The sequence below is a fragment of the Stenotrophomonas sp. YJH_SMC_73 genome (genome assembly GCF_059370155.1).
The window spans coordinates 1-23,274 of record NZ_JCAFTJ010000010.1 but is presented as its reverse complement, the minus strand read 5'-3'; the positions used below and the strand labels follow the sequence as shown (position 1 = coordinate 23,274).

General features: G+C 68.4%; 21 protein-coding genes. 12 read left to right on the top strand and 9 right to left on the bottom strand.

Annotation, left to right across the window (positions count from 1 at the left end; genetic code table 11):
* Positions 1-140: 140 nt before the first annotated feature.
* The 6 genes from AC5P8R_RS15975 to AC5P8R_RS15950 all read right to left on the bottom strand — a co-directional run bounded on the left by AC5P8R_RS15975 (position 141) and on the right by AC5P8R_RS15950 (position 5,821).
* Positions 141-539 (bottom strand): hypothetical protein, encoded by a 399-nt coding sequence (locus tag AC5P8R_RS15975; protein WP_049405551.1) that lies wholly within the window; start codon positions 537-539, stop codon positions 141-143.
* 94 nt (positions 540-633) lie between these two features.
* A complete protein-coding gene (locus AC5P8R_RS15970; RefSeq protein WP_014648929.1) occupies positions 634-2,673 on the bottom strand; it encodes an FUSC family protein in 2,040 nt (679 codons plus the stop codon).
* A 3-nt stretch (positions 2,674-2,676) separates the two neighbouring features.
* Positions 2,677-4,137, bottom strand: a complete 1,461-nt coding sequence (locus tag AC5P8R_RS15965; RefSeq protein WP_126411544.1) for an efflux transporter outer membrane subunit — start codon at positions 4,135-4,137, stop codon at positions 2,677-2,679.
* Complete coding sequence (locus AC5P8R_RS15960) at positions 4,134-5,051, bottom strand: efflux RND transporter periplasmic adaptor subunit (RefSeq protein ID WP_049442557.1); 918 nt, start codon at positions 5,049-5,051, stop codon at positions 4,134-4,136. Before AC5P8R_RS15960 ends, AC5P8R_RS15965 begins: the two co-directional genes overlap by 4 nt.
* On the bottom strand, positions 5,048-5,257 hold the full coding sequence (locus AC5P8R_RS15955) for a DUF1656 domain-containing protein (RefSeq protein ID WP_010487502.1): 210 nt from the start codon (positions 5,255-5,257) through the stop codon (positions 5,048-5,050). The genes AC5P8R_RS15960 and AC5P8R_RS15955 overlap by 4 nt, the downstream gene beginning before the upstream one ends.
* A gap of 108 nt (positions 5,258-5,365) precedes the next feature.
* Positions 5,366-5,821, bottom strand: coding sequence for a MarR family winged helix-turn-helix transcriptional regulator (locus AC5P8R_RS15950; protein ID WP_012481667.1), 456 nt, complete (start codon positions 5,819-5,821; stop codon positions 5,366-5,368).
* Positions 5,822-6,419: 598 nt separating this feature from the next.
* Between AC5P8R_RS15950 and folE the strand changes: the two genes are divergently transcribed.
* The 4 genes from folE to AC5P8R_RS15930 all read left to right on the top strand — a co-directional run bounded on the left by folE (position 6,420) and on the right by AC5P8R_RS15930 (position 12,698).
* The gene (folE, locus tag AC5P8R_RS15945) at positions 6,420-7,031 is read left to right on the top strand and encodes a GTP cyclohydrolase I FolE (protein WP_004141296.1); all 612 of its coding nucleotides are present in this window, start codon (positions 6,420-6,422) and stop codon (positions 7,029-7,031) included.
* Between the two features lie 112 nt (positions 7,032-7,143).
* Positions 7,144-8,613 (top strand): DUF3375 domain-containing protein, encoded by a 1,470-nt coding sequence (locus AC5P8R_RS15940; RefSeq protein ID WP_032960145.1) that lies wholly within the window; start codon positions 7,144-7,146, stop codon positions 8,611-8,613.
* The gene (locus AC5P8R_RS15935; protein WP_005421303.1) at positions 8,600-9,301 is read left to right on the top strand and encodes a DUF4194 domain-containing protein; all 702 of its coding nucleotides are present in this window, start codon (positions 8,600-8,602) and stop codon (positions 9,299-9,301) included. Before AC5P8R_RS15940 ends, AC5P8R_RS15935 begins: the two co-directional genes overlap by 14 nt.
* A gap of 16 nt (positions 9,302-9,317) precedes the next feature.
* A complete protein-coding gene (locus AC5P8R_RS15930) occupies positions 9,318-12,698 on the top strand; it encodes an SbcC/MukB-like Walker B domain-containing protein (protein ID WP_169412749.1) in 3,381 nt (1,126 codons plus the stop codon).
* 154 nt (positions 12,699-12,852) lie between these two features.
* On the opposite strand, the gene AC5P8R_RS15925 is transcribed toward AC5P8R_RS15930, so the two are convergent.
* Entirely contained in the window at positions 12,853-13,632 is a 780-nt protein-coding gene (locus tag AC5P8R_RS15925; RefSeq protein ID WP_032960169.1) for a sulfite exporter TauE/SafE family protein, read from the bottom strand.
* A gap of 102 nt (positions 13,633-13,734) precedes the next feature.
* Between AC5P8R_RS15925 and AC5P8R_RS15920 the strand changes: the two genes are divergently transcribed.
* The gene (locus AC5P8R_RS15920) at positions 13,735-14,127 is read left to right on the top strand and encodes a YchJ family protein (RefSeq protein ID WP_041863982.1); all 393 of its coding nucleotides are present in this window, start codon (positions 13,735-13,737) and stop codon (positions 14,125-14,127) included.
* A 3-nt stretch (positions 14,128-14,130) separates the two neighbouring features.
* On the opposite strand, the gene AC5P8R_RS15915 is transcribed toward AC5P8R_RS15920, so the two are convergent.
* Positions 14,131-15,411: a GGDEF domain-containing protein gene (locus AC5P8R_RS15915; protein ID WP_495223615.1), complete on the bottom strand. Its 1,281-nt coding sequence runs from the start codon at positions 15,409-15,411 to the stop codon at positions 14,131-14,133.
* A 151-nt stretch (positions 15,412-15,562) separates the two neighbouring features.
* On the opposite strand from AC5P8R_RS15915, the gene egtB reads away from it, so the two are divergent.
* The 7 genes from egtB to AC5P8R_RS15880 all read left to right on the top strand — a co-directional run bounded on the left by egtB (position 15,563) and on the right by AC5P8R_RS15880 (position 21,502).
* Positions 15,563-16,834, top strand: coding sequence for an ergothioneine biosynthesis protein EgtB (egtB, locus tag AC5P8R_RS15910; RefSeq protein WP_495223648.1), 1,272 nt, complete (start codon positions 15,563-15,565; stop codon positions 16,832-16,834).
* Positions 16,831-17,805, top strand: coding sequence for an L-histidine N(alpha)-methyltransferase (gene egtD, locus AC5P8R_RS15905; protein ID WP_049442561.1), 975 nt, complete (start codon positions 16,831-16,833; stop codon positions 17,803-17,805). Before egtB ends, egtD begins: the two co-directional genes overlap by 4 nt.
* An 84-nt stretch (positions 17,806-17,889) precedes the next feature.
* Entirely contained in the window at positions 17,890-19,137 is a 1,248-nt protein-coding gene (locus tag AC5P8R_RS15900; RefSeq protein WP_495223614.1) for a lytic murein transglycosylase, read from the top strand.
* Positions 19,138-19,198: 61 nt separating this feature from the next.
* On the top strand, positions 19,199-20,089 hold the full coding sequence (locus tag AC5P8R_RS15895; protein ID WP_046433327.1) for a D-hexose-6-phosphate mutarotase: 891 nt from the start codon (positions 19,199-19,201) through the stop codon (positions 20,087-20,089).
* 26 nt (positions 20,090-20,115) lie between these two features.
* Positions 20,116-20,886, top strand: coding sequence for a GYF domain-containing protein (locus AC5P8R_RS15890; RefSeq protein WP_197621804.1), 771 nt, complete (start codon positions 20,116-20,118; stop codon positions 20,884-20,886).
* Positions 20,887-20,957: 71 nt separating this feature from the next.
* Positions 20,958-21,317 carry a DUF2628 domain-containing protein gene (locus tag AC5P8R_RS15885; protein WP_495223613.1) on the top strand — a complete coding sequence of 120 codons (360 nt, stop codon included), beginning with the start codon at positions 20,958-20,960 and terminating at the stop codon, positions 21,315-21,317.
* Positions 21,314-21,502: a hypothetical protein gene (locus tag AC5P8R_RS15880; RefSeq protein WP_495223612.1), complete on the top strand. Its 189-nt coding sequence runs from the start codon at positions 21,314-21,316 to the stop codon at positions 21,500-21,502. Before AC5P8R_RS15885 ends, AC5P8R_RS15880 begins: the two co-directional genes overlap by 4 nt.
* Positions 21,503-21,525: 23 nt before the next feature.
* Here AC5P8R_RS15880 and AC5P8R_RS15875 read toward each other — a convergent pair whose 3' ends face one another.
* Positions 21,526-22,713 carry a benzoate/H(+) symporter BenE family transporter gene (locus AC5P8R_RS15875; protein WP_046433322.1) on the bottom strand — a complete coding sequence of 396 codons (1,188 nt, stop codon included), beginning with the start codon at positions 22,711-22,713 and terminating at the stop codon, positions 21,526-21,528.
* Between the last annotated feature and the right edge of the window lie 561 nt (positions 22,714-23,274).

The window sequence follows — 23,274 nt, the reverse complement described above, 5'->3', positions numbered from 1 at the left end:
TCTACAAAAGCGTACTTCGATCATTCCGACGTTCATCCACGCATGGCGTGGACCCACCCCGCCAACCCACGGATAGCACGCATTTGACGTTGCTGTTGACGTTGTTTCGGCAGGTGCAGGGCGCAGCCCTGCCGCCACACCTATTCCGCGATCAACACCAGCCCATCCGGGAACACGATCGCCGCTTCGTCGGCACTCACATCGAAGAAGCCCACGCCGTGCTTTTCGGCCAGGTCCTGCACGCGGCCATGCGCACGCTCGGCCACCGAATAGGCAAACGCACCGTAGATCACCTGCTGGCCGATGCTGTACTCGGTCACCTCGGCGCGGTCGTCATCGTCGTTGCTCAATGGGCCGTTCAACGGCGGGAAGTCCTGCGCCATCTCCGCGAACCACGCCTGCAGCGCCGCGCTGCTGACTGCCGGGTCGTCGTATTCGTGGCGCTCGTTCCACTGCGTCTGCTTTTCGAACCAGGCGATGAACGCTGCCGCCTCGCGTGGCGCGGCGCTGGCCTCGAACACCATCATGTCGTAACTCATTGGAGCTTCCTGGGCAGAGCAGGGGTCAGAGCCTTCGCTCGCGGCGAAGGATCCGACCCCGGCAACGGGGTCTGTGGACGCACAGGGTATCGCGCTACGGCTGTTCGGCTGCACTCATGGCCAGGCCCGGCGCCAGCGCCTTCGCCTCCGGAAACAGCGCGAAGCGCAGGCCGATCAGGCCCATCAGCGCCTCGTCGCGTGCCTTGCAGGCGGCTACGCTGCCGACCCGTCCCAGCGAGGTATCCAGCCGCTCGCGCAATGCGTCGGCCGCCACCATCGGCTTGCGTGCGGCAATCTGCCGCCGGTAGTGCGCGGCGATCTCCTCAAGAATGTGCTCGACCGCTTCGCGGCTGCGCTCGGGCAGTTCCAGCCGCGCGCGGCGCAGCTGCAGGATGTTCAGGCCGATGCGCGCTTCGTTGAGCATATCCACCGAGGCGATGTCGCTGCCCTCCGGGGTTGCCGCCAGGCGCGGCGCGAGCAGGCCCAGCAGGTCGAGCATGCGTGCGGCGAAGCGCTGGCGGTCCTGCTGGCCGCGCCCTTCGGCGGCCTCGGCCAGCGTAGTCCAGCCCTGCCGCACCAGCCGGCGCGCGGTCCACTCGGCACCCACCGAACGGAACAGGCGGGTCATCACCACCGCAAAGCCAATGCCGATGAACATCGCGATCGACGAGTTGAGGAAGGTCTGGATGTTGGCGCTGTAGGTGTTCTGCAGGCTCAGCAGCGCGGCCAGGTTCACCGTCAGCGGCAGTGCGAACAGCGCGCTCTTGGGGTGGTGCAGCATCAGCCCCAGCGGCAGGAACGCCACCGCCAACACCAGCGCCAGCAGGCCGAAGTCGTGCACGGCCGGGAACACGCCGAACAGGTACACGCCGGCCACCACCGAGGCGACCATGGCCCACACCAGGAACGACACCATGCTCGGTGCCGGGTCGTCCTGCGCGGCGAAGAACGCCGCCGTCACCGCCGCCATCATCGCGCCGTTGCCACCGCCCTCCCAACCCAGCGCGATCCACAGCACGCAGTAGCTCATCAGTGCCACGCCGGCACTGAGCGCGGAGAACAGCGCCATGCCGTAGTCGACGTGCTTGTCGGCGGCCACGCGTTCGGTACGGATGCGGTAATGCGCGCGGTCCAGCGGCGCGGTGCCGTGGTCGATGGCGTGCTGCAGGGTGCGGCAGTCCTGCCACAGGTCCACCAGTTCCTCCAGGCGCAGCAGCAGGCTGGCCAGCTGCAGATGCTGCAGGTCGCGGTCCACCTGCGGCTTCAGCGCGCTGATGCGCGCGCGCAGGCGGGCGTATTCACTGGCGTTGGTCGGGCCATCCAGCCAATCGTGGATGTCATCGACCAGCGCCGGCAGCCCTTCGGGCAGGGCTTGGCCGTCGCTGCGCAGCGCACTCAGGCGATCGGCAATCGAGGACAGCACTGGCAACAGCAGCAGCATGCGCTCACGCAGGCGCTCCATCGACACCGCAGACCCGGCATGGCGCGGATCATCGCGGCGCAGGAATTCGATCAGTGCCTCGAACTGCACCAGGTCGGCGGCCAGCCGGTTGCGCGGCGCGTGCGCGCGTCCACGTTCAAGGATCTGCCGGCACCACTGCGCGGCGTCCTCCATCCAGTTGCCGATGCGCGCGCGCAGCATCGGGCGTACCGAGGCCGGGAACAGCAGCGAAGCGGCCAGCACCGCCACGACCGTGCCGAGGATGATCTCCTCGCTGCGTGCCACCACCGTGTCGAAGATGGTCTCCGGCGAAGTCACCGCAGGGAAACCGATGAAGGCGGTGGTGTAGCCGGCCAGCAGGAACGCGTAGCCGCGCGGGCCGCGGTTGAGCAGGGCCATGAACAGGCAGCCGGCCAGCCAGATCGACATGGCCGCGCTCAGCACCAGCGGCGTCTCCACCAGCGCCGGCAGCACCAGCAGGGTGGCCAGGCCGGCCACCAGGGTGCCGACGATGCGGTACACGCCCTTGGCCCGGGTCGGGCCCAGCAGCGGCTGGCTGACGATGTACACCGTGCCCATCGCCCAGTACGGGCGCGACAGGTTGCCGGCCATGGCGATGTACAGCGCGGCCACTGCGGCCAGGTAGGTCTTGATCGAGAACAGCCAGGCCTGGCGGTCGGTCAGCGCGTTCATGGTTTACTTCGCTGCGGTCGAGGCGTTGGGCGCGGTGGCGCTTGCCTGCCAGCCACCGCCCAGCACCAGGAACAGATGGATCTGGTCGCGCGAGACCTGCGCTTCGGCGGCCGCCAGGGTGGCATCGCTGGTGGCCAGGCTGCGGTCGGCATCCAGGCTGGACAGGTACGGCGTGCGGCCGCCCTGGTACAGCCGGCGGTTCTGCTCGGCGGCCAATGCGGCCTGTTCCTGCGCAGTGCGCAGCGACTGCAGTCGGCGCAGGTCCTGCGCGTAGCGGTCCAGCGCGGTCTGGGTCTCGCGCAGCGCTTGCAGCACGGTGTGGTCGAACTCGGCCAGGGCCGCATCGGCGCCCGCTTCGGCAGCGTGGATGCGTGCGTGCGTGCCGGACGACGGCAGCGTCCACGAGATCAGCGGGCCGATCGACCACTGCTGGGTCATCGGCGTGCCGAAATCCTCCAGCAGGCCGGCGGCACCGAGCGAGGCCCCCAGGCGGATGTCCGGATACAGCTCGGCGGTGGCGACGCCAATCCGCGCGGTGGCCGAAGCCAGCTTGCGTTCGGCCTGGCGCACGTCCGGGCGGCGCTGCAGCAGTGCACGGCCATCACCGACCGGCAGCGGCTGCGCCAGGCCGGGGGCGTGTGCACAGTCGATCACGCCGGCCGGCAGCTGGCCCGGGGTCTGCCCGAGCAGGGCGGCCAGCGAATAGGCGGCCGCGGAACGCTGCGCGCGCAGCGGCGGCAGCGCGGCTTCCAGCAGCGCGACCTGGGCATTGGCGCGGGCCAGTTCCGGCGGCGTGCCACGGCCAGCCGCGATCAGGCGCTCGGTGACCGTACGGCTGCGTTGCTGCAGCTGCAGCGAATGTTCGGCCACGTGCAGCTCGTGGTTGGCGTGGCAGATTTCCAGATAGCTGTCGGCCACCTGCGCGACCACGCTGACCTGGGCCAGGTCGCGCGCGGCAGCAACGGACTGCTCGTCGGCACGCGCTGCCTCGGCGCCGCGCTTGAGCTTGCCGAACAGGTCGAACTGGTAGCTGACCGCGAACTTGCCATCGGCCAGGTTGATCACCGGCAGCTCGTGCTCCTGCAGGAACGATTCGGCCGACAGCTGCGCGCGGCTGACCCCGGCCTCGGCCTCGTACTCGAAGCCACCGGCGTCCAGCGCCTGCTCGTACACCGCCGCGGCACGGCGCAGGTGTGCATCGGCGGCCTTCAGCTCGACGTTGTCACGCAGCGCCTGCGTGATCAGGCCGTCCAGCACCGGGTCGTTGTACAGCGACCACCAGCGGTCGGGCAGCGCCTGGTTGGCGGCCACCTGCGGGTTCTGCGTATCGATGAAGGCCGCATTGGCCTGCGGGCGCTTGAAGGCCGAGCCTTCCGGCAGGGCGTAATCCGGGCCGACGGTCTTGCAGGCCGCCAGGCTGGCCAGCGCAACGATCAGGCCGAGACGGGGCAGGGCGGCGTTCACAGGCCCGCCTGTGTCGGCGCAGTGCCGGCCTTGTCGTTGTGCGGATGGCGGCCGGTGTCCACGGTCACCGTGGCGGTACGGCCGGCGATCAGTTCCACGCCCTTGGGTACTTCGTCGATGGCGATGCGCACCGGAATGCGTTGTGCCAGCCGCACCCAGTCGAAGGCCGGGGTCACGTTCGGCAGCAGGGTGCTGCCGTTGCTGCGGTAGCGGTCTTCGATGCCGGCGGCGATGCTCTCCACATGGCCACGCAGCGGGGCCGACTCGCCCATCAGGCGGATGTCCACGCGCTGCCCCGGGGCCACGCCGCGCAGGCGGGTTTCCTCGAAGTAGCCATCGATGCGGAACGAGCCGGTATCCAGCAGCGCCAGCACCGGCTTGCCAGCTACCACGTAGTCGCCCACGCGCAGGGTGCGGTCGTTGACCCGGCCATCGGCCGGTGCGCGCACTTCGGTGCGGCCCAGGTTGAGCTCGGCCAGGTCGACCGCCGCCTGTGCGGTGGCCAGCGCAGCCTGTGCGGCCTGCAGCTTGGCGCGGCGCACTTCGGCGTCCTCGGCGGCGACCAGGTCCTGCAGGCTGCGGTCACGGCCGATCTCGCGGCGCAGCTGCGCCACCGATGCCTGGCGCTCGGCCAGGTTGGCGCGGGCCTGCTCCAGCGCGATGCGGTAGCGGGCGCGGTCGACCACGAACAGCAGGTCACCCTTCTTCACCGCCTGGTTGTCGGCCACCTGCACCGTTTCCACCAGCCCGGACACGTCCGGCGCCACCTGCACCACGTCGGCGCCGACATGGGCATCGCGGGTCCACGGCTCATCCATGTAATAGACCCACAGCTGGCGCAGCACCAGCAGGGCGATGATCACGGCTGCGCTGGTGAGCAGCACCGGCAGGGTCTTCTTCACGATCTTGTTCACGATTGCATCCAACGCAGGAGGTGGAACAGCAGGCCAAGCACGATCCCGTACAGGGCCAGGTTGAACAGCGCCGGGTGCCATACGTGGCGATAGGCGCCGGCACGCTGCAGCAGCGCGTGCAGGCCGCTGTTGACCAGGTAGGCCAACAACATCAGCCCGAGCAGGGTCGGGACGAACACTCCGTGGAGACTGAATTCACCGGGCATCGGTAGGGGCGGGGGCGAGGTGGGGGAGGGGAGGAACAACGAAACAACGGCAACGGGTAAAAGCCGCTGGCGTGTGCACGGCAGCGGCGGTATTCGGGGGCAGCGGTCTTACGTGATGCGGTCGGCGGCCTCGGCCAGCAGGCGCCATGCCTTCAGCACGGCGTGCAGTTCATCCATGGAAAGCTCGCCGAACACGTCCTGGCGCAGGCCGATCAACTGGTCTTCCAGCTCGCTGACCAGCGCATGGCCCGCGTCGGTCAGCCACAGCAGGTTGGCGCGGCGGTCGCTGGCGTCGCTCTCGCGGCGGACCAGGTCGCTGGCGCACAGCTTGTCCAGCAGGCGCACCAGGGAAGGACCTTCCATGCCCAGCTGCTGGGCCAGCGCCACCTGGCGGATGCCACCGCCGGAGCGGCCGATCATCAGCAGGGGCATGGTGCAGGCGGTGGAGATGCCGTAGCTGCCGAGCCGGCTGTCGGCCAGGCGCTGCCACTGCCGCCCTGCGTACAGCAGGCCGGAGCTGAGCTGCATCTGCAGCACGGTGCGCTCGTCGAGGGGTCGGTCCATAAGAGATAGATAGGATACTACTAATTTCATTCCTATCAATAGGTATTGCTGAATGGGTGGGCAGGAATACTGAGGAAAGCGTTGCGCCCGCTTGGTGTCGGGTGGGGCAGCGGGGGCCGGACGGTGCAGGACACGCCGCAAGTACGTCCCTGTAGGCTCGGCCGCGGCATCCATGCCGCGGACGGTCCTGCCCCGCCCGGCCCCCGCTGCCCTCCCATCACCCCGCGAGCGCGGTGGGTTGGCTCTTTAAAGGCAGGAGCAGTGCGGACCAACGGCCCGCACCCACCGCAGCAACGGCCCGCGGTGCTTCCGAAGCCATGAACCCCCGCTTTTGCCCCCGCTTTCGGGCGGTCCGGCCGCGCCCGCAGGAAACCGTCGGAGAGGGGGAGGGGCAGGCCGGGCAGGACCGTACACGGCATGGATGCCGTGGCCGAGCCTACAGGGACGTACTTGCGGCGTGTCCTGCCCGGCCTGCCCCTCCTCCTCTCGCTCAGCAGCACCGAGGCGCTGCAAGAGACCCCCGATGAACCCGACCAACAGGACGACCCACCCCCCGGTCGGGTACGATGCTCGCCCCCCGTTCGGGACGCTGTACGCAATGAGCAAGAACAACGAAAAGGCCGCCCCACAGGGCGACGTGACCCAGGACCAGGCCGAGGATGCCGTGCGCACCCTGCTGCGCTGGGCCGGTGAGGACCCGTCCCGCGAAGGCCTGCTGGATACCCCCCGCCGTGTCGCCGAAGCCTATGGCGACTGGTTCAGCGGTTACCGCGACGACCCGCGCGCCTACATGGAGCGGACCTTCGAGGAAGTGGCCGGCTACGACGAACTGATCGTCCTGCGTGACATCGAGTACGAAAGCCACTGCGAGCACCACATGGCGCCGATCATCGGCCGCGTCCACGTCGGCTACCTGCCGGCCGGCAAGGTGGTGGGCATCAGCAAGCTGGCCCGCGTTGTCGAAGCCTACGCCCGCCGTTTCCAGGTGCAGGAGAAGATGACCGCGCAGATCGCCCAGTGCATCCAGGATGTGCTGCAGCCGATCGGCGTCGGTGTGGTCGTCGAAGGTGCCCACGAATGCATGACCACCCGCGGCATCCACAAGCGAGGCGTCAGCATGGTCACCTCGAAGATGCTGGGCAGCTTCCGCGACGACGCGCGTACCCGCGCCGAGTTCCTGCGCTTCATCGAAGTGGGCGGCAAGCGCTGAGCCGCTTGACCGCACTGCGCCGGCCTCTGCGGGCCGGCATGCCCACGGCTGCCCGCGCGGCCGCCGCGGGCGGCTGCTCGTCCCCGCCAGCCCTCATGACTCCTTTCGCTGCATGAAGCACCGCGAACGCATCTCCCGTTACCGCCATCTGCGCGAACAGCCCCAGTGGAAGCTGCTTGCCGCCGACCACGCCCCGGAAATCATCGGCCTGCTGCAGGGGCTGCTGATGGACGGCGAGCGCACGCTGCCGTCGTCGGTGCTCAACGAGCGCCTGCAGCGTGCGCTGGACCAGCTCAACGGCGACGAACTGTCGCGTGAGCTGCCGCGTACCGCGCAGGCCTACATCGCGCACTGGCTGGCCCAGGGCTGGCTGGAACGCCGCCTGCCCGAAGGCGCCGACCAGGAGCAGTACGAGCTGTCGACTGCGGCACTGCAGGCCATCCGCTTCGCCGATGGTCTTGAGCAGGCGCGCGTGGCCGCCACCGAAAGCCGCCTGGCGCTGGTCATCGAACAGCTCTCGCAGTTGGCCGCGCAGACCGAGTCCGACCCGGATGCACGCCTGTCAGCACTGCGCGACGAGCGCGACCGCATCGACGCCGAGATCGCCCGCGTCGGTGCCGGCCGCGTGGTCGCGCTGGATGGCAAGCGCGCGCTGGAGCGTGCGCGCCAGATCATCGGCCTGGCCGACGAGCTGACCGAGGATTTCCGTCGCGTGCGCGACGATTTCGAGCAGCTCAACCGCGACTTCCGCGAACGCATCATCGACGACGAGGGCGAGCGCGGCGATGTGCTGTCGCAGCTGTTCGAAGGCGTGGATGTGATCGGCGAGAGCGATGCCGGTCGCAGCTTCCAGGCCTTCTGGCGCCTGCTCAACGACGCCGAACAGAGCGCCCAGCTCGATGCCGCGCTGGAAGCGGTGCTGGCGCGTGGCTTCGCCCGCCGCCTGGACCGCAATGAACGCAACTTCCTGCGCGGCTTCACCAGCACCATGCTCGAGCGCGGTGGCCAGGTGCACGACGTGCTGCAGAATTTCGCGCGCAGCCTGCGTGGCTTCGTGCAGAGCCGTGGCTATCTGGAACAGCGCCGCCTCAACCAGCTGCTGAAGCAGGCGCAGTCCGAAGCGCTGGCCCTGCGCGACGAATTCCCCGCACAACGCGGCATCGGCCGCGACCTGCAGCTGACCACCAGCCGCCTGCGCTCGTGGTCGCAGTGGAAGCTGCACGATCCGCGCAGCGCCCAGGTCGATGGCAACGTCGAGTACAACGACGCCGCAGCCATCAGCCTGGAGAGCGTCGGTGATCTGGTCGCTTCGTCTGAAATCGACTTCCGCACCCTGCGCCGCGACCTGCACGACCTGCTCGATGCACAGCCGCGGCTCAGCATCGCCCAGGCACTGTCGCAGCGCGAAGCGCCGCAGGGTCTTGGCAGCGTCATCGGCTACCTGTCGCTGGGCACGCGCTTCGGCAACGTGATCGCTGGTGAGCAGGAGCTTGCCGAATGGCGTGGTGGCGACGGCCAGGTCCGTCGCGCCCGCATCCCGCTGGTTTGGTTCACCCAGGAGAGACGCCATGAGCTGGCATGAAGATCCCATCGACGCACCGCAGGCCGACGTGGCGGAAGACGCCTACGAAGCCGAACCGGTGGCGGCCGTGGCGCAGCCCCGCCGTGGCAATGACGTGTATTACCTCGGCGACACCGGGCGCCTGCCGCTGGATGCACGCCGCGCGCTGTGCCAGCTGCTGATCGGCCCCAGCATCGACCAGCTGCGCCACGCCAAGCTGTGGCCGGCACTGATCCGCAGCGAGGCGGCCATCCGCTCCTCGCTGGCGGACCTGTTCCTGGAACTGGTGCTCGACCGTGACAGCGGCGTGGCCTTCACCCGCCAGGCCGATACCGAAGACGTGGATGCGCCGGTGCTGCTGCGCACCTCGCCGCTGACCTTCATCGATTCGGTGCTGCTGCTGTACCTGCGCCAGCAGCTGGCCGAGGCCGATGCGCGCGGCAACCGCGCGGTGGTCGCCGACGCCGAGATGGCCGAAGCGCTGGCCATCTACGAGAAGAACCTGTCCACCGACCGCGCCGGCTTCAACCGCCGTGTCGCCTCGGCGGTGCAGAAGATGAAGGACAACCACATCCTGACCCGCCTCAGCGGCCAGGAAGACCGCCACGAAGTCTCGCCGGCGCTGAAGCTGCTGTTCTCCGCCGAAGACGTATCCCAGCTTTCGGCGGTCTACCGCCAGCTGCGTGAAACCCCGGCCGCCGAGGCCTGAGAGACCCGACCATCGCATGGCTATCTCCAAGCACACTCCCGCCCTGTTCAACGAAGGCCTGCCGGACCCGCGCCTGCAGCAGTTCCGCATGCGTCGCCTGCAGGTACACAACTGGGGCACGTTCAACGGACTGACCGAAGTACCGATCGCCGAGCGTGGCTTCCTGTTCGTCGGCCGTTCCGGCTCGGGCAAGTCGACCCTGCTCGATGCCATGTCCGCGCTGCTGACGCCGCCGGCCATCGTCGATTTCAACGCCGCCGCGCGTGAAGCCGAGCGCAGTGGCCGCGACCGCAACCTGGTGTCCTACGTGCGTGGCGCGTGGGCCGACCAGCAGGACAGCGGCACCGGCGAAATCGCCACCCAGTACCTTCGCAAGGGCGCGACCTGGACTGCGCTGGTGCTGGAGTACCGCGCCGGCGATGGCCGCGTGGTCAGCCTGGTGCGCCTGCTGTGGATCTCCGGCAACGGCACCTCGGCTGGCGATGTGCGCAAGCACTACATGATCGCCGAGCGTCCGTTCGACATCGCCAAGGATCTTGGCGGCTTTGACCTGGACCTGCGCAAGCTCAAGCAGAAGCTGTCCGACCTGCACCACTTCGACACCTTCTCCGGCTACGCCGAGCGCTTCCGCGACCTGCTCGGCATCGACAACGAGATGGCGCTGCGCCTGCTGCACAAGACGCAGTCGGCGAAGAACCTGGGCGACCTCAACGTCTTCCTGCGCGACTTCATGCTCGACACGCCGAAGACCTTCGACGCCGCCGAGCGCCTGGTCAGCGACTTCGCCGAACTCGATGGCGCGCACCAGGCCGTGGTCACCGCCCGCCGCCAGGTGGAGACCCTGCTGCCGGCACGCGCCTACTACAACGACCTGAAGGAAATGCACCGCCGGCGCGGCGACGACGAAGCCCTCAAGCTTGGCGTCGACAGCTTCCGTGAAAGCCGCCGCCAGGCGCTGATCGAGGCGCGCCTGCGCGAGATGGACGTGCGTGACCGTGGCCTGCTCGGGGAAGAAGCCCAGCGCCGTGCCGCACTGGACAACCACACCGAGCGCCTGGCCGAACTGGAACTGCAGCGTCGCCAGCAGGGCGGTGAGCGCATCGAGGAACTGGAACGCGAGCAGGGCCGCGCCGAAGCCGAGCGTGACCGCCGCCAAGCCAAGCGCGAGCAGGCAAGCTTGGCCGCGCAGCAGCTCGGGGCTGAACTTCCGGACGACGCACACGGCTTCGCCGAGCTGGTCGAGCGTGCGCAGAACGAACTGCAGGACCGCCAGCGTGCCTCTTCGGCGCTGGACGATGCGATCAGCGATCGCCTGGGTGGCAAGCGCGATGACGAGCGCCGTTTCGGCGAAGTCCGTGCGGAACTCGAAGCGATGCAGCGCACGCCCTCCAACATCCCGGCGCCGATGCAGAAGCTGCGCGCGCGCCTGGCCGAGGAAACCGGCATTGCCGAGGCGGCGCTGCCGTTCGTCGGCGAGCTGATCCAGGTCCGCTCGGAAGAGCAGGGCTGGCAGGGTGCCATCGAGCGTGTGCTGGGTGGCTTCGCGCTGTCGCTGCTGGTCGATGACAAGCACTACAACGACGTCGCCGAGTGGGTGAATCGCACTCACCTGGGCATGCGCTTCACCTACTACCGTGTGCGCCGCAACGATGATGCGTTCGCGCGCGAGCCGTCGGCGAAGTCGCTGCTGCACAAGCTGGAGCTGCGCGAGCACGTATTCGAAAGCTGGCTGCGCCGTGAGCTCGGCAAGCGCTTCGACTACGAGTGCGTGGATGCCAAGCAGCTGCGCAACGTCGACCGCGGCATCACCCGAGAAGGCCAGGTCAAGCATCCCGGCGACCGCTTCGAGAAGGACGACCGCAGTGCGGTGGGCGACCGCCGTCGCTGGATCCTCGGCTTCAACAACCACGACAAGGTGGGCGCCTTCGAGCGCGAAGCCCAGGAACTGGCCAAGCGCATCGCCAGCTGCGAGACCGACATCGCGCGCCTGCGTGGGCAGCGTGACCGCGACAACGAACGTCGCCTGGCCTGCCACGAGCTGGTCAGCATCAGCTGGAACGAGATCGACATCGCCGCCCCGCAGCAGCGCCTGACCGATATCGAGGCCACCCTGCGCGACCTGCGCGAAGGCAATGCCGACCTGGCCAAGCTGGCCAAGCAGATCGACGCCGTGCGCGCCGACATCGAGCAGGCCCGCCGCACCTATGAAGACGTCCGCGTCGAGCGCGGGCAGCTGGTCAAGGAACGCGATCGCCTCGACCGCGCTCGCCAGCAGAGCCGTGCGCTGGTGCTGCCGAGCCTTGGCCAGGAGCAGGAAGCCGGGCTCGCCGAGCGCCTGCAGGAGCAGGGCCCGCTCAGCCTGGAAACGCTGGAGGCGCACATGCGCCAGGTCAGCAACGCGCTGAACGAGCAGCTGTCGACCTCGCAGCAGGACCTCAACCGCATCGAGAACCAGCTGATCGGTTGCTTCCGTCGCTTCATCCAGCAGTGGCCGGAGGAATCGGGCGACTTCACCGTATCGGTGGCCTCGGCCGAGGATTTCCTTGCCCGCCTCGAGCGCCTGGAGCGCGACGGCCTGCCGCAGCACGAAGAGCGCTTCTTCGATCTGCTGCAGAACCAGAGCAAGAACAACCTGCTGGCCCTGCAGCGCCACAGCGCCGAGGCCCGCAAGTCGATCGGCCAGCGCCTGGACGAAGTGAACGCCAGCCTGGAGCAGGTGCCGTTCAACCGTGGCACGCTGCTGACCATCGAACTGAGCGACCGCCGCCTGCCGGAAGTCGGCGAGTTCCACCTGCAGCTGCGCGAGGTGCTGGCGCAGCAGCAGACCGAGCAGCGAGAGCTGGCCGAATCGCAGTTCACCGTGCTGCGCCAGCTGGTCAACCGCCTGGGTTCGCAGGAAGGCGAGGACAAGCGCTGGCGCGAGCTGGTGCTGGACGTACGCATGCACGTGGAGTTCATCGGCGTCGAGCTGGATGCGGAAACGCGCCAGCAGGTCGAGATCTACCGCAGTGGCGCGGGCAAGTCCGGTGGCCAGCGCCAGAAACTGGCCACCACCTGCCTGGCTGCGGCACTGCGCTACCAGCTCGGCGGCGCCGACAGCCAGCTGCCCAGCTACGCCGCCGTCGTGCTCGACGAAGCCTTCGACAAGGCCGACAACGAGTTCACCGCGCTGGCGATGAACATCTTCGACAACTTCGGTTTCCAGATGGTGGTCGCCACTCCACTGAAGTCAGTGATGACGCTGGAGCCGTTCATCGGTGGCGCCTGCTTCGTCGAGATCAGCGGCCGCCACGACTCCGGCGTGCTGCTGATCGAGTACGACGAAGAAGGCAAGCGCCTGAAGCTGCCCGAGCGCAGCCGCCAGCAGGCCAACGAACCGGAAGAAGCCGAAGCCTGACCCGGTCGATTGAATGGGGATGCCGGCCAGCGGCCGGCACTACCCATGGGCGGGGTTCACGACCCGATCGGATGGGGATGCCGGCCAGCGGCCGGCATTACCCATGGGCAGCGTTCATGACCCGGTAGTGCCGGCCGCTGGCCGGCAACCGCATTCACGCACCGCGGAAGGTATCCCACGCCATCCGCGCGATCAGTACCACCACCAGCCCCACGAACAACTTGCGGATGAACGGCGTGCCGCCCTTCAACGCCAGGCGCGTGCCCACCACCGAGCCGATGATGTTGGCCGCCGCCATCGGCAGCGCGAACAGCCACAGGATGTTGCCGGTCGGTACGAAGAACGAGATTGCCGCCACATTGGTCGCCAGGTTCACCACCTTCGACGCCGCTGACGCACGCAGGAAATCCAGGCCGAAGAAGCGCACGAACAGGAAGATCAGGAAGCTGCCGGTGCCCGGCCCGAAGAAGCCGTCGTAGAAGCCGATCGCCGCACCGATCGCCAGCGCGATCGCCAGTTCGCGGCGGCCGATCTCCTGCGGCCGGTGCAACGCGCCGAAGTCCTTCTTCCACAACGTGTAGGCCAGCATCGCGATCAGCAGCACCAGCACCAGTGGGCGCACCGCGTCCTTGGGCAGCAGGCTCACTGCGGTGGCCCCGGCGAAGGAGAAGATGAAGGCGGTACCGGCCGCGAACAGTACCGGCTTCCACGGGAAGCGCACGTTGCGCGCATAGCGCCAGGCGGCCGCACCGGTACCGAACATCGAACTGAACTTGTTGGTACCGAACAGCATCGCCGGCGTCTGCTGCGGCAGCACCGTGAACAGGCCGGGCAGCTGCACCAGGCCACCGCCACCGACGGCGGCATCCACAAGGCCGGCGATGAAGGCGATCACCACCAGCCACCACAACTCAGGGGGAACCAGTTCCAGCACGGCGATCAATCAAGGAGGGGGCGCGACAGCATACGCCTGTCCTGCTCCGGGCGACTGCGGCCCCGCGTGGATCAATCCCGGCAACCCGGCGACAATGCCGGCATGAGCCGAAAACCTGCCGATCCCTGCCCCTGTGGCCTTCCCGCCGACTATGCCGCCTGCTGTGGCCGTTTCCATGCCGGTGAAGCCGCGCCTGATGCAGAGCACCTGATGCGTTCGCGCTACAGCGCCTATGTGCGTGGCCTGGCTGACTACCTGCGCCAGTCCTGGCATCCGGACACGCGTCCGGCCGAGCTGTCGCTGGACGATGCCCCCGGCCAGCGCACCCATTGGCTGGGCCTGACCGTGCACGAGCACACTGTCACTGGTGCTGACAGCGCCGAAGTCCGCTTCACCGCGCGCTACCGCATCGGCGGCGGCAGCGCGGTGAGGATGACCGAGCACAGCCGCTTCCAACGCATCGACGGCCGCTGGTACTACCTCGACGCGGTCTGAGCACTACGCGCTGTGCGCTGCCAGAACGCGCTGGCCGCCGTGCGCGCGCACCTGGTTGCGGCCCCCGTCCTTGGCCACATACAGGGCCTGGTCGGCGGCCTTGACCACGGCCATCGGCCGCGGATCCACGCGGCTGTCGGCCAGCCCGATGCTCACCGTTACCTGCACCACCTGGCCGCTGCCACCGCGTCCGCGCCGCTGGCGGCCGGCTTCGTCGTCACGGCTGCGGGTGCTGCGGTCGCGAAGCTGCATGCGGGTGTCCTCGACGCTCTGCCGCAATGCTTCCACGGCATCGACACAGGCTGCCGCCGGCCGGTCCAGGAACACCACCGCGAACTCCTCGCCGCCATAGCGGAACGCACGGCCACCGTCGCCCACCCGCGCCAGCCGCGACGCCACCAGGCGCAGCACATCGTCGCCGGTGTCGTGACCATGGGTGTCGTTGAATGACTTGAAGTGGTCAACGTCCACCATCGCGATGCTGTAGGTACCGCGTGCCCGCTGCAGGGTCTCGTTGAACGCCCGTCGCCCCGGCAGGCCGGTCAGCTCATCGCGGAAGGCCATGTGGAAGGATTCCTGCAGCATCGCGCCCAGCATCAGCAGCAGGGCGGCACTGCTCAGCGCCGGCAGCAGCACCGGCTGCAGGAAGATCCGCGGCAGCATCCACCACAGGCACAGCAGGGCCAGCAGCATTGCCGTGTGCAGTGGCCGCGGATGCCGCCAGGCCTGCCAGCCCAGCGCTGCGGTCGCCAGCAGGAACAGCAGCGCCGGCAACTGCGCCAACGCGTTCCAGTTGGCGGGAATCCAGGCCCAGTGACGGTTCGACAGCAGATCGTGCATCCCCCGCGGCTGCTGTGCCGCCAGCAGCAGGAAGACCAGCAGCGCCGCGCCGCACACTACGCTGCGCAGCAGCAGGTCCTGGCGTCGGCGTCCGCGTTCCGGCCATCGTGCCAGTCCGGCGAACAGCAGCGGCACCCACGCCGAGATCGCGTGGAAGCGCAGCGGGGTCAGGGCGTCGACATGGCCGCTGCGCAGGTAGCCACCGACGTCCCCGTGCAGCAGGGCGAATACCACCGCCACCACCAGCAGCAGGCACAACGCGCGCATCTGGTGGTAGAGCAGGGCCAGGCCTGCACCGAGACAGGCCAGCAGCCAGGGCAGGATGCGCTGCGCCGGGCTGGCGACATCCTCGGTGCCCAGCGCCATCCACAGCACCAGGACGACCAGCACGGCGGGCAGCACGAACAGGTAATGCGCAGGCTGGCGGAGCGGATGCAGGGGCACGCGGTAAGTCCAGTGCGGTGACGATGCGGCCGCAACATTGCCGTTAGCGGCGTCCCCACGCGCTTCTTGAATGCGCGTGCCCGCTGTCATGTGAACGTGGTGATGTGGTGCCATGACGTTGCGCTCACCGTCCTGCGCCGATGCTTCCGGCATGGACAGCGTACCCACCGCCGTCGCTGCCCCGCAGCGCGATCTCGCCCGCCGCTTTGCACAGGTGCGGGCGCGCAGCCTGCAGCTGGCCGCGCCGCTCAGTGCCGAGGACGCCATGCTGCAGAGCATGGCCGACGCCAGTCCCAGCAAGTGGCACCTGGCCCATACCACCTGGTTTTTCGAACGCTTCGTGCTGGCCGGTTTCGCCACCACGCCCGCGCATGACCCGGCCTGGGACTATCTGTTCAACAGCTATTACAAGAGCATCGGCCCGGCGCATGCGCGGCCGCAACGCGGTCTGCTGTCGCGGCCCTCGCTGCAGCAGGTGCGCGACTACCGGCAACAGGTCGACATGCAGGTGCAGTCACGGCTGGCAGCCGGTGACCTCGACGCGCAGGCGCTGCACCACCTGCAGTTGGGTCTGCAGCACGAACAACAGCACCAGGAACTGCTGTTGACCGACATCAAGCATGCGTTCTGGTGCAATCCACTGCAGCCACCGTATCGCGACGACCTGCGGCCCGTTGCCAGCACCGCCACGGCGCAGGGCTGGATCGAATCGCCCGAACGCATCGTCACCGTCGGTGCCGCGGCATGGCCCCGGCACGCCGCCTTCGCCTACGACAACGAATCGCCGCCACACCGTGTGCTGCTGCCCGCGCATGCCCTGGCCGAACGCCCGGTCAGCAATGCCGAGTACCGCAGCTTCATCGAGGCGGGGGGCTACCGCGAGCCGCGCTGGTGGCTCAGCGAAGGTTGGGCGCTGCGTGAAGCCGAAGGCTGGCAGCACCCCCTGTACTGGGATGATGCCCTGCAGCGCGAGTACACACTGGGTGGTTGGCGCGAGCTGGATCCGCATGCGCCGGTCTGCCACCTCAGCTACTACGAGGCCGATGCCTGCGCCCGCTGGGCCGGTGCGCGCCTGCCCAGCGAGTTCGAGTGGGAAGCGGCCGCCGCGTCGCAGCCCCTGCGCGGTCATTTCGCCGATGACGATCACCTGCACCCGCAGGCAGCCGGGGGCAGTGGGCTGCGGCAGCTGTTCGGTGATGTCTGGGAATGGACCGCCAGCGCCTATGGTGCCTACCCGGGCTTCCGCTCTTTTGACGGCAACCTCGGCGAATACAACGGCAAGTTCATGTGCGGGCAATGGGTGCTGCGCGGCGGCAGCTGTGCCACGCCCCGTGGCCATGTGCGCGCCAGCTACCGCAATTTCTTCATGCCGCCGGCGCGCTGGCAGTTCTCCGGACTGCGCCTGGCCAGGGACCTCCTATGAGCACGGTGCATGACGCGCTGCAGGCGCTGACCGACCTGACCCCCAGCCGCCAGCAGATCCTGGCCGATGCGCTGGCCGGTCTGTCATGCGCATCGCGGCAGCTGCCTTCCAAGTACTTCTACGATGCCCGCGGCTCGCGTCTGTTTGAACAGATCACCCAGACCCGCGAGTACTACCCCACGCGCACCGAGCTGGCGCTGCTGGCGCGGGTGCTGCCCGATATCGCGCGCGTGGTCGGACCGCGCCTGCATGTGGTCGAGCTGGGCAGCGGCAGTGGCCGCAAGACCGCGTTGCTGCTTGCCGCGCTGCAGGATCCGGTGGCCTATACGCCGATCGAGATCTCGCGGGCCGCACTGCTGTCCAGCATCGACCACCTGGCGCCGGCGCTGCCCGAGGTCGAGATGCTGCCGGTCTGCGCGGACTTCACCCGCGCCGTCGCCGTGCCCATGCCCGAACGCGAACCCGCGCGACGGCTGCTGTTCTTCCCCGGTTCCACATTGGGCAATTTCGCCGAAGCGGAGGCCGTCGCCCTGCTGCGGGCGATGCGCCAGACGATGGGCCGCGACGGCCTGGCCCTGATCGGCATCGACCTGCACAAGGACACGGCGCTGATCGAAGCGGCCTACAACGATGCGCAGGGCGTCACTGCGGCATTCACCCTCAATCTGCTGGCCCGCCTCAACCGCGAGATCGGAAGCGATTTCGATCTCGATGGATTCCGCCACCGCGCCCGTTACAGCACCGCGCGGCTGCGCATCGAAACCGACCTGGTCAGCCAGTGGCCGCAGGACGTCCACCTCGGTGGCCGCACCTTCCACTTTGCTGCCGGTGAACCCATCCGCGTCGAGTACAGCCACAAGTACACCGATGACAGCTTCGAGGCGCTGTTGCAGCAGGCGGGCCTGCAGGTCGCACAGCGTTGGGATGCCGAAAGTCCCGCCTATGGCCTGCGCCTGCTGCGCGTTGCCTAGGGGGGACGGCCAGCCGGTGCCCCTTCAGGTTCGGCCGCACTGCTGCCCCTAAGATGGCCATGCAACGGCAACACGGAGGACGCCATGCCCATTCTGACCACGCTCGGCCTGGCGGCCGCCCTCGCGTCGACCCCGACGCTGCCTGCGGCCCCCGCCGCCAGCAACGATCCGGCGTTCAGCCGCTGCCTGGCGGGCTTGCAGGCCACCGCCGCAACCCAGGGCATCGGCGCCGACCGTTTCAACGAGATCACCACCGGACTCACGCCGGACCCGAGCGTGCTCGGACTGCTGGACGCACAGCCGGAATTCACCACGCCGATCTGGGATTACCTGGCCGCGCTGGTCGACCGTCAGCGCGTCGATGATGGCCGCACCCTGCTGCAGCAACATCGCGATCTGCTCGATCGCGTCTCCGCGCAGTATGGCGTCGACCCGGCCACCATCGTCGCGGTCTGGGGGGTGGAGAGCGACTATGGCCGCGTCTTCGGCAAGCGCCCGCTGCTGCAGTCGCTGGCCACGCTGTCCTGCGCCGGCCGCCGCCAGGCCTTCTTCCGTGGCGAACTGCTGGCGCTGCTCAAGCTGATCGACCGCGGCGACCTGCAGGCCCAGGGGCTCACCGGTTCCTGGGCCGGCGCCTTCGGGCATACGCAGTTCATGCCCAGCACCTACGCACGTATCGCGGTCGATGGTGATGGCGATGGCCGCCGCGATCTGGTCGGCAGCATTCCCGACGCGCTGGCGTCCACCGCCAACTACCTCAAGCGTGCGGGTTGGCGCAGTGGCGAACCGTGGGGCATGGAGGTCCGTGCTCCCCCCGGTTTCAATGCCAGCCAGGCGGGCCGCACCCAACGTAGAGCCCTCGCCGATTGGCGCGTGCAGGGCGTGACCGCGCTGGATGGCAGCGCGCTGGTGCCGCCCAATCTGCCGGCCGACGCGCGCGCCGCCCTGCTGCTGCCGGCCGGCATCAAGGGCCCGGCGCTGCTGGTGTTCCGCAACTACGATGCGATCTACAGCTACAACGCCGCCGAAAGCTATGCACTGGCCATCGCCACGCTGGCCGACCAGCTGCGTGGCGGCACCGGCCTGGCCACCGCCTGGCCGACCGATGATCCCGGCATCGGCCGCGATGAACGCCGCCAGCTGCAGACCCTGCTGCTGGCCCGCGGCCACGACATCGGCAGCGCCGACGGCATGATCGGCACCGCCACGCGCCGCGCGATCCAGGCCGAGCAGCAGCGCCTCGGCTGGGCCAATGCGGATGGGCGCGCCGGCCAGCGCATCCTGCGCGCGTTGCAGCAGGAGGCAGCCGCAGGGACGCCTGCCACCCGCTAGACCTTGCCGATCACAGGCTGGCCGCGACATCATCGCCGCGGTCTTCAAGGAGCGTCATAGCATGCAGTCGAACCCGGACATCAGCACCGGCCTGTACCACGGGCTCGAGGCCTGGCAGATACGCACGCCCAGCGCCACCGCGGTCATCAGCGTGTTCGGCGGACAGCTGCTGTCGTTCATCCCGGAGGGGCAGCCGGACCTGCTGTGGCTGTCGCCGAAACGGGCCGGGCTGCCCACGCCGATCCGGGGTGGCGTTCCAGTGTGCTGGCCGTGGTTCGGTCGCCAGGGCCAGGGTGATGACGTGCCGGCACACGGCCTGGTACGCACCGCGCGCTGGGAGCTGCTGCAGGCCCGCCAGGACGATGACGGTGAACTGGAGCTGCAGCTGGCGCCCCTGTCGATTGCCGAGTGTGGCCTGCGCCTGCAGATGCAGCTGCGCATCGGTCGCCAGCTGCGCCAGCAGTTGACCACCGAGAACACCGGCCCGTCCCCGGTGGCTTTCACACAGGCCCTGCACAGCTACTTCCGGGTAGGCGATGCCCGTCGTGTCGAGGTTGATGGCCTCGATGGCCTGCACTATCTGGACAAGTACGAGGATTACACGCAGCTGCGCCGGCAGCAGGGGCCCTGGTCGCTGCGTGACCCGCGCGATCCGGGGCGCAGCGACCGCATCTATACCGGTGCCGGTGGCCACTACGTGCTTCGCGATCCCGTCCTGCAGCGGCGGATCGAGATCCGCAGCGAAGGCAGCCAGACCCTGGTGGCGTGGAATCCGGGCGCGGAGGCGGCGGCGAAAATGGCCGATGTCGGCGACGGTTGGCACGATTACGTGTGCCTGGAAGTAGCCAATGCCGGGCCGGAGCAGATTGCCCTTGCACCCGGCGCGCGCCACCAGCTGGTGCAGGTACTGGCCAGTGAACCGCTGCAGGCCGTGGCGGGGTGTTCGGAGTAACCATGGGATCGACAGGAATGGATGGCATGCAGGACGCACAGTGGTGGTACGCCAACAGCAAGCAGAGCGAAGGGCCGGTGGACCTGGCCGGGCTGCGCCGTCTGCAGCAGGACGGCACGGTAACCGCCCGTACGCTGATGTGGCGGGAAGGAATGGCATCGTGGCGGCCGCTGGCCGAGCTGGATCCTTCGGTGGCGCCGATGGATCCGACCCCGCCGTCGATTGAACCGGCGCAGGCCGTCAGCGCCAACGGCGCATCGACCGCTGATCCGTCCGACCCCTATCGTGCGCCGGCAGCTTCGCCGGTGGCCGCGACCGCGCCGCAGCTGGAAGGCGACATCGCCTTGTACGCCGCCGTGGTCGGCGGCAACTTCCCGATCTATCGACAGCGCTGGCGGCTCGACCAGGGCATTGCCGACGGCAACGGCACCTGGCACTGGCCGGCGTTCCTGATCGGCGTGATCTGGATGGTGTACCGCAGGATGTACCGGCTGGCGGCGATCTGGGCCGGCGTGCTGGTGTTCTTCAGCATCGCCGAGGCGTTGCTGGGCGTTCCGGAAGGCGTGTCGACGGTCATCACCCTCGTCATCAACATCACCGCCGCGGTGTATGCCAACCGCTGGTACCTGGCGCATTGCCAGCGTGAGATCGCCCGCGCGCGCGCGTTGGTGGGAGATGACGAGGCGCGCCTGCGCAGCGAGCTGGCCAGACGGGGTGACACCAATGCCCTGGCGGCGGCGGTGGTGGCCATCGCCGTCGTTGCGGTGATGCTGGTGGGGCAGGCGCTGGCAGGCTGAGGCCGGGAAGGCTTCAGATCCAGCGGTGGCTGCCGCTACCGCGGGATCATCCTGGGCAAGGAATCGCCGACATGAATCATCTGGATACTCCGCCGGTTTCCCCGGCGGATGACAATCCCTATCTTGCGCCCGCCACAGAGGTGGACGACGCGCCCGCTCCGTCCGACGCGGACTACCTGAACCTCCTCGTCGGCCCCAACGCGGCGCTCTACCGCCAGCGCTGGCACCTGGGCAGCCCGGTGCCGAAGCCGCCGCGACCGTGGCACTGGCCCGCCTTCCTGGTGCCGACGTACTGGCTGCTGCACCGGAAGATGTACCTGGCAGCCATCCTCTTCGAGCTGGTCCTGATCGGCATCGCGCTGCTGGCGGCCCGCGCCAACCCGCTGCTCACGGTGGCGTTGCTGCGGTGCCTCGGTTCGCCATCGCGGTGACCGCCAATACCCTGTACCTGCGCTACTGCACGCGACTGCTGGGCAAAGTGAAGGCTGCCCACGCCGGGCAGCACAACCGCATCCGTGCCGACCTGCAGCGTCGTGGCGGCACCAGCGTGTGGGCGGTGGTGATCGGCATGGCGGCCAACGCGGTGATCAATACCGTCGCCCGCATGGCGGCCTGATCATGCCGGCCTGATAGGGTTGCTCAGGCCGCTGTCCGTGCCCGCAACACCAGCAGGCACAGCGCACCGGCCAGCAGTCCCCAGAACGCCGAACCGATCCCGGCCAGGGAAACTCCGGAGGCGGTAACAAGGAAGGTGACCAGCGCCGCCTCGCGGTCGCGCTCCACCGCCAATGCACTGGCCAGGCTGTTGCCGATGGTGCCGAACAGCGCGATACCGGCCACGCAGGCCACCAGCTCCCTGGGGAAGGCCGCGAACAGTGCGGCCACCGTGGCGCCGAACAGCCCGATGACAATGTAGAAGGCGCCGGCCGCCATCGCTGCGGTGTAGCGGCGCGCCGGATCCTCGTGCGCATCGCGGCCCATGCAGATGGCGGCGGTGATCGCCGCCAGGTTCAGTGCATACGCACCGAACGGCGCCAGCAGCGTATTGACTACACCGATCCAGCCGATCAACGGCGACACCGGGGCGTCGTAGCCGGACGCGCGCATCACCGCCACACCGGGAATGTTCTGCGAGGCCATGGTGACCACGAACAGGGGCAGGGCAATGCCGGCCACGGCCGTCCACGACAGCGAGGGCGTCACCCACTGCGGGATCGCCAGTTGCAGATGCACCTGCTGGGCGTGCAGCAGGCCACGGCTCGCGGCGACGGCGATGCCGACCAGCAACGTGGCGATCACTGCATAGCGCGGGAACAGCCGGCGCCCGGCCAGCCAGGTGGCGAACATTGCCAGCGCGAGCACCAGCTGGGTGTTCATGGCGACGAACACATCCAGCCCGAAGCGCAGCAGCACACCGGCCAGCATGCCGGCGGCCAGCGCCATCGGTACCCGTTGCATCAGTCGCGCGAAGACCCCCGAGAAACCCGCAAGCAGGCCCAGCACGGCGGCCAGCAGGAATGCGCCCGTGGCCTCGGAGAGCGAAGCACCGCCGGCACCCACCACCAGCATCGCCGCACCCGGGGTCGACCACGCTGTCACCACCGGCACCCGATAGCGCAGCGACAGGCCAATGCAGGTCACGCCCATGCCCAGCCCCAGCGCCCACATCCAGGAGGCGATCTGCGCCTGGTCGGCCCCGACGGCCTGTGCCGCCTGGAACACGATCACGGCCGAGCTGGCGAAGCCCACCAGTACCGTAATGAAGCCAGCGACGATTGCCGGCATCGAAAGATCGCGCCACCACGCGCGCCGCACCTGCATGCTCATTGTGCTGTCTCCACTGTGCATCCCTGCATTGTGCATCCCTGCATTGATTAGGGTTGCGGCGTTGACCGCGCAACGCGCGGGCAACGCCGCAGTGATCTTCGAGCGTACGTCATGCGTGATGGCGTGGTGCTTCTGTCATCACGCTGCAAAAAAAGCCTTGACGAAATCCGCAGGATCTCTAGAATTCGCTCCCTTGCTGCAGCGCATCGCTTCCCCGGAAACGACACGCGAACAGCGACGCCACCACCGGCGAACGAGTTGATCGAACGAAGGTGTTGACGGACTCGAAAAGTCCGGCATAATAGGCGGCTCGCAACGACGAAAGGCCCTCGGGTCCAACGACGAAGCAGCATCGGCAACAACGTCCACTCCGGTGAGACGGCCTTGAAAAAAGGTGTTGACGAAGCGGAAAAGCCGGCTATAATGGGCGGCTCGCTACGAAGGAAACTTCGCAGCACACGGGAACGGCGCTGAGGCCACTTCCCCGGATCTTTGAAAGTATGCGCAGGTATCTTGTGAAGGCGCCTGCAGGAAGGATGATTGTCCATCTTGCAGACGTTT

Excerpts from the sequence above, each read along its gene's own strand:
- AC5P8R_RS15975 (WP_049405551.1), bottom strand. The coding sequence starts at position 539 with ATGAGTTACGACATGATGGTGTTCGAGGCCAGCGCCGCGCCACGCGAG.
- AC5P8R_RS15970 (WP_014648929.1), bottom strand. The coding sequence starts at position 2,673 with ATGAACGCGCTGACCGACCGCCAGGCCTGGCTGTTCTCGATCAAGACC.
- AC5P8R_RS15955 (WP_010487502.1), bottom strand. The coding sequence starts at position 5,257 with ATGCCCGGTGAATTCAGTCTCCACGGAGTGTTCGTCCCGACCCTGCTC.
- AC5P8R_RS15950 (WP_012481667.1), bottom strand. The coding sequence starts at position 5,821 with ATGGACCGACCCCTCGACGAGCGCACCGTGCTGCAGATGCAGCTCAGC.
- folE (WP_004141296.1), top strand. The coding sequence starts at position 6,420 with ATGAGCAAGAACAACGAAAAGGCCGCCCCACAGGGCGACGTGACCCAG.
- AC5P8R_RS15940 (WP_032960145.1), top strand. The coding sequence starts at position 7,144 with ATGAAGCACCGCGAACGCATCTCCCGTTACCGCCATCTGCGCGAACAG.
- AC5P8R_RS15935 (WP_005421303.1), top strand. The coding sequence starts at position 8,600 with ATGAGCTGGCATGAAGATCCCATCGACGCACCGCAGGCCGACGTGGCG.
- AC5P8R_RS15930 (WP_169412749.1), top strand. The coding sequence starts at position 9,318 with ATGGCTATCTCCAAGCACACTCCCGCCCTGTTCAACGAAGGCCTGCCG.
- AC5P8R_RS15920 (WP_041863982.1), top strand. The coding sequence starts at position 13,735 with ATGAGCCGAAAACCTGCCGATCCCTGCCCCTGTGGCCTTCCCGCCGAC.
- egtB (WP_495223648.1), top strand. The coding sequence starts at position 15,563 with ATGGACAGCGTACCCACCGCCGTCGCTGCCCCGCAGCGCGATCTCGCC.
- egtD (WP_049442561.1), top strand. The coding sequence starts at position 16,831 with ATGAGCACGGTGCATGACGCGCTGCAGGCGCTGACCGACCTGACCCCC.
- AC5P8R_RS15900 (WP_495223614.1), top strand. The coding sequence starts at position 17,890 with ATGCCCATTCTGACCACGCTCGGCCTGGCGGCCGCCCTCGCGTCGACC.
- AC5P8R_RS15895 (WP_046433327.1), top strand. The coding sequence starts at position 19,199 with ATGCAGTCGAACCCGGACATCAGCACCGGCCTGTACCACGGGCTCGAG.
- AC5P8R_RS15890 (WP_197621804.1), top strand. The coding sequence starts at position 20,116 with ATGCAGGACGCACAGTGGTGGTACGCCAACAGCAAGCAGAGCGAAGGG.
- AC5P8R_RS15885 (WP_495223613.1), top strand. The coding sequence starts at position 20,958 with ATGAATCATCTGGATACTCCGCCGGTTTCCCCGGCGGATGACAATCCC.
- AC5P8R_RS15875 (WP_046433322.1), bottom strand. The coding sequence starts at position 22,713 with ATGAGCATGCAGGTGCGGCGCGCGTGGTGGCGCGATCTTTCGATGCCG.